Genomic DNA, 10,345 nt, shown 5'->3' on the forward strand with positions numbered 1-10,345 from the left:
AGTTGTGGAAGTCGTACATAAAGACATGGGCAGATTTAGGACTTGATCATGTTCAATTTAACATGGTAGATGACGCGACGCTGAGGGCTGCACAGAAGGACCCAGAGCAATACCAGGAGGTAATAGTAAGGGTGGCTGGATACAGCGCTCATTTTGTTGATATCAGTCGCAAGACGCAGGACAATATTATACAGAGGACTATACAGGGATTAGGATAGAAATGGAAAATGATAGTCCTGTTTAATCGGGATTTTTGAAAATAGTAATATAATATTGAAAGGAGGCTAATGATGCCAAGAAAGGGTTCAGAATGGAAGGATGGGGCAAGTTCTCTTATAGCCAAGCCAAAAAGCATGGAAGAAAGAGAAAAAATGCCTGATAGAGCGTGCGGTAAATGCAAGAATTTTGGTGCGCGTCAATTTACTCAAGATGGAACAGGTTGGTGTAAGGTTTTAAAGGGGGGATCAAATATTGAGAGCAACCCTCCAGTATTCGTTACGGAGGGTGAATCAGCCTATCTGGCAGGATGGAATATGAATGCTAGTAATTGTAAGCATTATGACGAGATGGAGTTTATTGATAAGGATGCTGCAGAGATCGCTGATCCGTCAGTGAGCCGAGTTTATCGACAGATGAAATAGGTTGAAGGGTTAAGCGTTATTGGTTAAATCTTAATAAAAAATGACAGCTAATTGAATGCATGTTAATCGGAAGTTCTATTATCCAGAGGGAAACATTTCTAATAACAAGGGTATATGGATCATTTTTAGAATGATGTGATGGGTTGTGCGTTGATCAGGGTATAGTTAAAGGATGCTGAGCAATGTCAAGAGGAGGTAGTGCATGTGTTGGTAATAAATTGTAAATTTGTGGAATGCTGTGGACATAAGCAGAATGTTGTCATACTATGGATGATTAAAGGGTTTGACCAATTATGTTAATATTAACCGCACTGGCATAATGCTAGTGCGGTTTTTGTTATTTGGTTATTTGTGAAAGATAGTAGATATAAATCAATATTTTGGAATGTATGTTTATCATTTAATATATGTGTATCATGTGATAAACAGGAATATAATACCAATAAACACGATAAATTGGGGGGTATTAAAAATGGAGGAACTAAAAGCGAAGATAAAGAGTGCGCCAGATAAATCAATAGAAGAGCTTGAGAAGAATAGGGAATGGTGGTGGGTAGCTGAAAAAAAACGTTCCAAACGTCTTGATTATTTGAGAAAGTCGGTATGGAAGAAGGGAGCCAAAGGAGGGAGTTATGTTCCAGGCTTAAAGATGGATTTAGAGAGACCACAACTATTTACAGAATCTTGGAAAGAGAATGAGGATGATCCATTGATGCTGAGGAGGGCAAAAGCAATTTCCAATGTAATGGATAACATTTCCATCTTTATTACTGATCATTCTCAAATTGTAGGATATTCGGGAAGCTTGCCGCATACTCAGATGTGGCGTCAGGAGGGCGCAAGCATGTTTAATGAACAGTATTATAATTCGGAGGGAACCATACCTGAGCCAAGGGATGAGTCTTTAAAGATAATTTCTGAAATCAATAATTACTGGGCTGGCAAAACTGACTTGGATCAGATGATAAAGATGCTGCCACCAGAGGATACTGTGAAGTGTTTTAGCGGCGGCATTATGTGGGGGATTCCTATAGCCAGCGCTAGTTATCATACCAGAGACTGGGACTTCATTCTGAGCAGGGGATTTGAGAGTATTTACGATGAAATACAAGGGAAAATCGAAGAGGCTGAGGATAAGCTCTCAGGTGTTCCTGGCCCTGATATTATTTCATTATATGATAGACTTCCGAATTGGGAGGCGATGCAGATTGTTTTGGAGGCAAGCATCAGGTATGCGAAGCGTTATGCTAGGTTGGCGCGGATAATCGCAGAGAATTTTGAGAGCGATCCTAGGCGTAAGGAGGAGCTTCTGAGAATGGTAGATATCTGTGAGCGGGTGCCGGCAAAGCCGCCGAGGAATCTTCATGAATCATTGCAGTATGATTTTTTCGTTGAGATGGCTTCCAGGTTTGAGGTTGGAAACACATGGACTCACCGTATGGATTATTATCATGGTCCATTTTACAATAAAGATGTTAATATTGAGAGGAGGTTAACAAAAGAGGAAGCGATTGACCTGATTGGGGAATTCCTTATACGCATACATGAAATAGGCTCAATGGCTCCAAGCCTTGCTCAGGAAGGACTTCAAGGCATACCATCAACCTATGTAGGGACTCTGGGGGGTGTGAAACCTGATGGAACGGATGCCTGCAATGATATGACGATAGCCATATTACAAGCAGCAAGGAAAGTAAGAGTCTCTAATCCAACCTTTGGATTTAGGTGGCATCCTCAAGTGAAGGATGAGGTAATGAGGGAGGTTTTCGAATGCATACGTCATGGATTAGGATATCCGAGCATCCGAAATGATCCAGTTCTAATATCAAATAGCATGCATTGGCATGGTCATCCATTAGAAGAGGCGAGATTATGGGTACATCAGGCGTGTATGTCGCCCTGTCCTCCTACCAAACATGGGTGTCAGCCCTTTCGTATGGCCAATGCTACGCTGAATACATCAAAGATGATAGAGTATGCTCTTCATAATGGTTATGATTACTGTATGAATATGCAGATGGGGCCTAAAACTGGTGATGCTAGGAAATTTATAGATTTTGAAGAGTTGTTTGAGGCTTGGGAGGGGCAGATGAAATGGATGATGAATCTTGCTGTGCGTATGGTCAATATTGGACGAGTGAAGAGCGCTGAAAATTTTGGCCGTCCAATGCTGTCTGCCATTTATGAAAGGGCAGTGGAGACAGGGATTGATGGACTCAGCCCAGAGGGTGAGAGGGGGAATGCCTGGGTAACATTTTTCACATGGGTTGAGAACATAGATAGTCTAGCAGCAGTAAAGAAGTTAGTTTTTGATGAGAAGAAGTACACCATGGCTGAGGTGATAGACGCAATTAGGGATAATTGGAACGATAAGGAGGAGATGAGGCTAGACTTTGTTAAGAATGCGCCGAAGTGGGGAAATGATGACGATTATGTAGATGAAATAATGCTTCGTTGTTTGAGGAAAGCAGCAAAGCACTCAAGGGAGATGAAATGTCCCTCCGGCAACTCATGGCCTGCTCTTCCTGAGAATGTGAGCGGGAATATACATTTTTCGCATATGGTACATGCATTACCAAATGGGAGAAGGTTGGGTGATGCCCTTTACGATGGAGGAATATCACCTGGGCCTGGTTTAGACAAGAAAGGCCCGACTGCCGTATTGAAGTCATGCGGGAAGATCAATCACATTAGTGATGGTAGGGCATTTCTTTTAAATCAGCGCTTATCCCCTACACAGCTTGCAGGGGAGAAGGGATATCAGTTATGGAAGTCCTATATAAAGACATGGGCAGATTTGGGAATTGATCATGTGCAGTTTAATATGGTGGATGACGCAACTTTGAGGTCAGCACAGAAGGATCCCGAACAGTATCAGGAGGTGATCGTTCGAGTAGCTGGATACAGCGCTCATTTCGTTGATATTAGCCGAAAGACTCAGGACAATATTATTCAGAGGACGATACAGGGATTGGGATAGATAACGGATTATACATAATTGCATTATTCTGAAAGAATAATGCCCACTCCGCCAAGGGTAGGAGTGGGCTTTTATATGCAATTTTAGGTAATAAACAAGGGTTACAGCCCTTCTTTATGTCATTTTTCAATTATATAGGGAATTACCCATGCCATTGAGTTGTAGTTCTGGGTGGTTTCGTCTTCAAACATCTCAGCATCCAAAACATCAACTCCCACATGATGGAAACCGGCAGCGTTTCGGATGGTATATGTACCTGTGAAGATGTTATCTCCGGCAACTTCATCTCCACCATTTTCGCCGTCATCAAATATTAAATGTCTTCTCCTTCTATGTTTTTCCATCCCTGGTTGGAGTACTCTTCTGCTGTGGTGAAGGTAGACATAAGATTCTCTCTCAGATCCATCTTCATTAGTGTTTTCAATTTTAGCAGTTAACTTGACCACCTCTCCTGGTGAGAAATGGGGCAACTCGGAGGGTACCCCAAACATCATAGCGGAATCATCGACCATAAATCTGGTTTCTCCATCCACCAATGCTGTAACCTTAAGAATTAAAATGGTTCTCTTCTCCTCATTTTGAAGCTGTATCTCCAAGGGTGATAACTCCTTAAGCTTCCAATGCCCCTTGCCATTCTTTTTCTCATCAATGGTATTTCTCTCAAATACAGCATATCGAACTGCGGTATCCTGTATTTCCTTTTTCCCACACCTGCGGTCGCCATCTACATCTATCATAAAGTATCCCTCTAACCCTGTGATTAATGTTACATCAGCAATTCCATCTTCAATATGAATGGTAATGTCTCTGGATTCTCTATGGCATCTTCTATACCAGAAAGGCATGAAATCATCATTGATTTCCTCTTCAGTGAGATAATCTTCTTCACCGTCTTCCCCATCCTCGTCAGATTCAGTAAGAAAGAGTGATGAATATTCATTATCGATATCCTCTTTAATTGAATCCTCCTCTGTAGCATTATCCGGGATGATAATATAATCATTTGCTGAGTCCTCTCTACATCCTAAAAGAGTGATAAATACTAGGGCGGAAATGCTGATGATAATTTTTGTTAAATTCATTTTAGTGATTCTCCTTTTTATTATAATTTTAAATCTGTGTCGCTAAGTTCATCATATATCTGGATATCATGCAAGGGTATGATGAGATATGAATATGAAGGTAAATTCTTTCTTTGAATCTATTTCATAATTATTCCCCCTTATTTTTATTCGATAAATAATCGCATTATACATAATTTAAATAAACCCAAACCATGAATTAAAGCATAATGTGTATAACCCATTAATGTGAAAAAAGTTTCGCTGAAATGTGAAAAAATATTTGACTGGTTTGTTATTTTTTCAGTAAGTACCTTGCAGAATTTATATACCTGATGATAAATAATTATTCTATGAAGAAATCAATGATATATGTACTATTGGGATTTATAGTAATTATTAAAGCTACAGCATACGCCTATGAATACGGAATAGTATATGAAATCAGTGAAAATTATTATAGGGAGAGTAATTTTTATAGAAATAATGCATTAATTTTTGATCATGATGACGAATATAATTTCATTAGTATTACTCCTGGTTTAATCTTTTCAGCAGGGAATAGGCTGGGTGGATATTTTTTAGCTGACTTATCCTGGTTTCATTATTTTGATGCGAAGGATAATTCAGATGACATAGATATTAACCTTATTGAAGCATATTTACACCTCACATTAGTAAAAACCTCTATTCAGGTGGGTCAGAAGTCTTTCCTGTTTGGCAGAGGATTAATTATGGATAGCGATGAGCCTGGAGTTCTTTTAGAATTCCAGCCAATTTCTCGGTTCTATTGTAGCCTTGAATCCTGTAAAGTCTGGGAACTAAGTCCAATAGCTTCGATTTTATTGAGTTATCAATTGGATTTTTTAGAAAAGGTGGAACTCTTTGGTGTCTTTTGTCATGATGCTGATGATGGTTTCGCTAAAATGATGAATTGGATAAACCCTTCTCTATTGGGAAATTATTTTATTGATAATATAGCTGGCAGTAGTGGAGATTTGTTTTGGTATGGTCTGAATGCAGAGTTGTTTATTTGGAATATTTATACATCTGGAATCGCTATTATCCAGAAGGGACGGGAGACTGTGACAATTTCATATCCCTTCAGGGAGGAGAGAGTTGATTTTAGTATTAATTCTTATATGATTGATATGGGGATTGATTATAATTTGACAGATCAGATCTCAGCAGGCATATTTAGCATTATGTCAAGGGGCGATATGGAACCTGTAAGGGGCGAGTTTAGCGCTTTTTTTTCTCCTTTACCAAATAACACAAGGATGGCCATTTTTTTCCAAGGATTTGGTAATCAAATGCCTTTAGATGCATTTTCTCTGGGAGGGATTACTCTGGCAGGTATAATCGCTTCCGGTTTAAGGATCGATTATCAACCCATTGATGAAATATTGGTTGAGATGAACACGGGATTGTTGTTTCCAGAAGAAAAACCCTCAAGGTCCAGAAACTATTATGGATGGGAAACAGACCTGTCTCTCTCCTATGTGATTTGTGATAGATGCAAGCTGACGATTGAGGCTGATTTTTTTAAATATGGCAATTATTTTGTCTTACCTCAGAGAGATTATCCTAATTGGGCTAGCAGGTTTATGTTTTGCCTTAATGCGAGTTATTGAGCAATTAAGGCAGGAGTCTGTAAATTTTTGATGAATCAATGTCAATTATCAGAAACTTTTTTGAAATCTATGTGTTTAATATAACAGATGAAAGAAGATTCAGATATTCAATATATGGAAAAATTCAGGGATGGTGATGAGAATGCATTTAGGATTTTGTTTACAAGATACAAGAATAGGATTATCAGTTTTTGTTTCTGGTTTTGTAATGATAGGGATGTAGCAGAAGAATTAGCTCAGGAAGTTTTTTTGCGAGTTTTCAAGGCAGTGCCAAGCTATCGTCCAGAGGCAAAATTTTCTACATGGATTTTTCAGATTGCGACTAACGTGTGTTTGAATGAGTTGAGGAAGACGAGATACCGTTATTATATGGAATCCCTTGATTCTTGTCATAATTCAGATGAAATGGGGTGGGCAAGGGAGATTGCAGATAGGGAAAGGCAAGATCCTGAATATCTATTAGAGGATAAGGAGCGTGATCATATTGTTCAAAAGGCGATTTCAGGGCTGCCCGAAAAGCAGCGGATTGCCTTATTGCTTAGGATTTATTTTGGATTTTCATATCAGGATATCGGGTTGCAGATGAAATGCTCGGAGAGTAGCGTGAAATCCTTAATTTATAGGGGAAGGCAGAATCTTAAAATGATTCTGCAGAAGAGTTCTCAAATTTTCAATATATCTGGAAGATGATAGTTATATGAGACATGAATGTAAATATAAGAGAATGTTATCACCGTATATGGATGAAGAATTGCCTCATTATAAGGCGGACAAGATTCGTCTGCATCTTAAAACTTGTAGGGATTGTCGCAGAGAGATTGAATCACTACAATTAACAGATAATTTCCTTGCTGGTCTTACAGAAATCGAATCATCTGATGGCTTTGATGTATCCTTTTGGGACAGGATCGAAAATATTCGGAGGAATGGACGTCTGTGGTCATTGAACACTATTTTCTCCTTTAGATGGCGATACTACTATGCCTCTGCTCTTATAGTCATTCTAATAGTGTTCTCTATTATGTTTTATAACCGAAACCCTGTTCCAACTGTTGATGATGAAATTATATCCGAACACCTTGAGTTATTCAGGGATTATGAAATCATCAACCATCTTGATCTTCTGGAAAACTGGGATTCAATCAATATGCTAAAAGTAAAATCGTGATACGGATACTCATATTATCATTTGTTTGTTTTGATATCTATCTGTCTAGTGTTATAGCTCAGCTTGAAAAGGAACATGCAAATCCGGAATTTCAGATATACAAACAGGATATGAAAGTGATAAAGATTATGGAAATTTTAGAGCTGTTGGAACTTATGGAGAATTTGGAAATGCTAGAAGATATTGACATCTTGATTGAGGAAGAGGGTCATGAAAAGAAAGGTTAATATAATAGCGTTTATCGTTATTTCTTTTTCTTTAATATTCCAAGGAGCGCTTTTGGCTGAAAATATTGATAATGAAACCCTAAAAAAGTGGAATCAATTGAGTCATGATGAGAAGGAAATTTTTAGAAACCGATATAATAAATGGATGTCATACCCCAAAAGCCGCAAAGAGGAAATAAAGAAGAATATCAGTAAATATAAATCTCTGCCACCTGAAGAAAGAAAACGAATAAGAGGGAATCTGGAACGGTATAAAAGGCTTCCACCTGAAGAGAGAAAGCTTCTTGAAAAAAAATATAGGAAATGGCAAAGACTGCCTGTTGATAAAAAACGTCATATTCGGGAACAATACAGAAGATTCAGAGATTTGAATCCAACCCAGAGAAAGATGCTTATGAAAAAGTATCGCAATTGGCAGAGGTTATCAGTTGAAGGGAAGAGAAAACAAATAAGAAAAAACAGACAAAATAGAGAACGAAGGAAGAGGGTAAGGTCTAGATCGAGAATAATTGAATAAGTTTTTTTGTTTTTGTGTTTTGTAATCAGTCGCTTCTGTTTGTTTATATATAGGACGAATTATTTTGCACATTACTGATGGCCTAAACAAGATGGAAGCCGCACTGTAAAGACTGCCCCTTGTCCTGGTTCTGACGTAACATCTATTACCCCTCCATGTCTCTCTATAACCTGCTGACAGATTGTCAAACCAAATCCAATGCCAATTGTTTTAGTGGAAAAGAGGGGCTGGAAAATTTTTTCGATATTCTCAGATGTAATACCGGGTCCAGTATCTTCAAACATAATTTGAATAACTCGGCCATCATCTGCTTTATTACCTATAATTGTAAGCCTTCCATCATGCTTCATGGCATCAAAGGCATTTTTTATAATATTTTTGAATACCATTCGAATCAATTCATAATCCCCTTTAATTGAAAAATCATCAGGTATATTTACAATAACATTAATTTGTTCGGGCTGTGTTATCGAGGTGAGTGTATCATCAACAAGCAGGGCAACATTAATTGAACCCATAATCGGTTCCTTCATTCTTGTGAGGTTTAATAAACTCTCTATGATAGCGGTTGAGCGTTTCACACTCTTCTTGATACGATCGATGTGCTGATGAATTTTCGAATCAGTGTCTGGAAGTTTCATTTTAAGATAATATGCAGAACTATCTATTATACTGAGGGGGTTTCTTATTTCATGTGAAATACTGCCTGAAAGTTGCCCTAGGGTAGCAAGTCGTTCTGCTGTAAGTAGCTTTTCATGAGCTTCTTCCAATTCTTTTGTTCTTTCTGCAACTATATCTTCCAGATGCTCACGATATTTTGTCAACTCCCTCTCCGTCTGTTTGCGTTCGGATATGTCATAAATGATCGAATAAAGAAGCTCTCTTCCATAAAAATTAATAACCCCGCTGTGTACCTCAACATCTCTGATCTCGTCATTAGCCAGTTTGTGTTGAAAGAATAAATTCATCCTCTCCATTGACCTTGCCAGTTCCATCTCCTGAAATACCTGCTCATCTGAAAAAATATTAATATCTGTTATTCTTTTATTTAGCAGATCGTCATGACTGTAGCCATAGAAGGAGCAGGCTGCTGGATTTGCATCAACGATATCCGCAGTTTCAGGATCTATCATAAGCATTATAGAATGATTATTATTGAACAAGTTGCGATAACGCTCTTCACTAGATCTTAACTCCTCTTCTGCTTTTGTTCGTTCAGCGATCTCTCTCGATAATTCAATATTTAAATCCTTTAATTCCTTTGTGCGTTCTCTAACTCGTACTTCAAGGCTTTCCCTTTCATTTTGTAATTCCTCAAGCAAACGAACTTGTTCAATAATAATTATCCCTTCTGCAGTGATGTATTTAACTTCCCCTTTTTCATTCAATACCGGTTGACAGTTAAAAATTATAGGTACATGACTGCCATTGGCTCCTTCGAAATTAGTCTCGATTCTGCTGGAGATACCTGCTTTGGCCTTTTTAAAGCATTCTACAATTTTTGATCTTTCCGCATCTGAATGCGACCAGAATACCATATCAGGAAAGTACTTCCCATAAACTTCATCCTCTGTTACTCCAGTTCCCCAAAGAGCTGATTCATTACAATAATACATATTACCATCAATATCATACTTTGCAACAAATGTATCAAATGTATTCACCCACTCCATAAGTTCCTTTCGTTCCTTCTCTATAGTAAGCGCTTTTGTTTCTTCTTCCTTTTGTCTTATTATCGCCTCTTCTGCACGTTTCAGCTCAGTGATATCAGGGAAAGCGCAAATAGCTGCAATGATTTTTCCATCTTCGTCTATCAAAGGCGCGGCGCTTCCGGATACCCAGCGATCTCCATCATTACGACGAAGAATAACTTCCTCATTGCGTGTAATATGTCCTTCTTGGATAGCGCGTATCAGGGGTAATTCATCTGTTGTATATGGTGTTCCGTCAGGATGAAATGACGGCCAAAGTTCACGATGTTCATTGATGATTAATTCTTTATAATTATCCAGTGGCTTTACCATCAAATCTATTGCTGCTTGATTAAGTATTGAGAGGTCAGCATCCGGTGCATTAGCAATGCCAACAGGTATTGGAAGCTGTTCAATTGCAAAGTT

Annotated in this window: 10 protein-coding genes; 8 read left to right on the forward strand and 2 right to left on the reverse strand. The window is 38.4% G+C overall.

The annotated features are described in order from the left end of the window. From SVZ03_11430 to SVZ03_11440, 3 genes are all read left to right on the forward strand, one after another. On the forward strand, positions 1-218 hold a 218-nt coding region (locus tag SVZ03_11430; GenBank protein ID MDY6934813.1), incomplete at its 5' end, for a glycine radical domain-containing protein. Positions 219-287: 69 nt separating this feature from the next. Beyond that, on the forward strand, positions 288-641 hold the full coding sequence (locus SVZ03_11435) for a hypothetical protein (GenBank protein ID MDY6934814.1): 354 nt from the start codon (positions 288-290) through the stop codon (positions 639-641). A gap of 472 nt (positions 642-1,113) precedes the next feature. After that, positions 1,114-3,621 (forward strand): pyruvate formate lyase family protein, encoded by a 2,508-nt coding sequence (locus SVZ03_11440; GenBank protein MDY6934815.1) that lies wholly within the window; start codon positions 1,114-1,116, stop codon positions 3,619-3,621. A gap of 119 nt (positions 3,622-3,740) precedes the next feature. On the opposite strand, the gene SVZ03_11445 is transcribed toward SVZ03_11440, so the two are convergent. Further along, entirely contained in the window at positions 3,741-4,703 is a 963-nt protein-coding gene (locus SVZ03_11445) for a hypothetical protein (protein ID MDY6934816.1), read from the reverse strand. 344 nt (positions 4,704-5,047) lie between these two features. Between SVZ03_11445 and SVZ03_11450 the strand changes: the two genes are divergently transcribed. The 5 genes from SVZ03_11450 to SVZ03_11470 all read left to right on the forward strand — a co-directional run bounded on the left by SVZ03_11450 (position 5,048) and on the right by SVZ03_11470 (position 8,228). Continuing rightward, positions 5,048-6,316: a hypothetical protein gene (locus tag SVZ03_11450; protein ID MDY6934817.1), complete on the forward strand. Its 1,269-nt coding sequence runs from the start codon at positions 5,048-5,050 to the stop codon at positions 6,314-6,316. 87 nt (positions 6,317-6,403) lie between these two features. Continuing rightward, complete coding sequence (locus tag SVZ03_11455; GenBank protein ID MDY6934818.1) at positions 6,404-7,006, forward strand: sigma-70 family RNA polymerase sigma factor; 603 nt, start codon at positions 6,404-6,406, stop codon at positions 7,004-7,006. A gap of 34 nt (positions 7,007-7,040) precedes the next feature. Further along, the gene (locus SVZ03_11460) at positions 7,041-7,484 is read left to right on the forward strand and encodes a zf-HC2 domain-containing protein (protein MDY6934819.1); all 444 of its coding nucleotides are present in this window, start codon (positions 7,041-7,043) and stop codon (positions 7,482-7,484) included. Continuing rightward, positions 7,481-7,711 carry a hypothetical protein gene (locus SVZ03_11465; GenBank protein ID MDY6934820.1) on the forward strand — a complete coding sequence of 77 codons (231 nt, stop codon included), beginning with the start codon at positions 7,481-7,483 and terminating at the stop codon, positions 7,709-7,711. The genes SVZ03_11460 and SVZ03_11465 overlap by 4 nt, the downstream gene beginning before the upstream one ends. Further along, positions 7,695-8,228, forward strand: a complete 534-nt coding sequence (locus tag SVZ03_11470; protein ID MDY6934821.1) for a DUF3106 domain-containing protein — start codon at positions 7,695-7,697, stop codon at positions 8,226-8,228. Before SVZ03_11465 ends, SVZ03_11470 begins: the two co-directional genes overlap by 17 nt. Positions 8,229-8,299: 71 nt before the next feature. On the opposite strand, the gene SVZ03_11475 is transcribed toward SVZ03_11470, so the two are convergent. Then, positions 8,300-10,345, reverse strand: a 2,046-nt coding sequence (locus SVZ03_11475) for a PAS domain S-box protein (GenBank protein MDY6934822.1), incomplete at its 5' end; no start/stop codon positions are given.

It is taken from the genome of Spirochaetota bacterium (genome assembly GCA_034190085.1).
Classification (GTDB): domain Bacteria; phylum Spirochaetota; class UBA4802; order UBA4802; family JAFGDQ01; genus JAXHTS01.

Coding starts and splice junctions, on each gene's coding strand:
- SVZ03_11435 (MDY6934814.1), top strand. CDS start 288: ATGATGCCAAGAAAGGGTTCAGAATGGAAGGATGGGGCAAGTTCTCTT.
- SVZ03_11440 (MDY6934815.1), top strand. CDS start 1,114: ATGGAGGAACTAAAAGCGAAGATAAAGAGTGCGCCAGATAAATCAATA.
- SVZ03_11445 (MDY6934816.1), bottom strand. CDS start 4,703: ATGAATTTAACAAAAATTATCATCAGCATTTCCGCCCTAGTATTTATC.
- SVZ03_11450 (MDY6934817.1), top strand. CDS start 5,048: ATGATATATGTACTATTGGGATTTATAGTAATTATTAAAGCTACAGCA.
- SVZ03_11455 (MDY6934818.1), top strand. CDS start 6,404: ATGAAAGAAGATTCAGATATTCAATATATGGAAAAATTCAGGGATGGT.
- SVZ03_11460 (MDY6934819.1), top strand. CDS start 7,041: ATGTTATCACCGTATATGGATGAAGAATTGCCTCATTATAAGGCGGAC.
- SVZ03_11470 (MDY6934821.1), top strand. CDS start 7,695: ATGAAAAGAAAGGTTAATATAATAGCGTTTATCGTTATTTCTTTTTCT.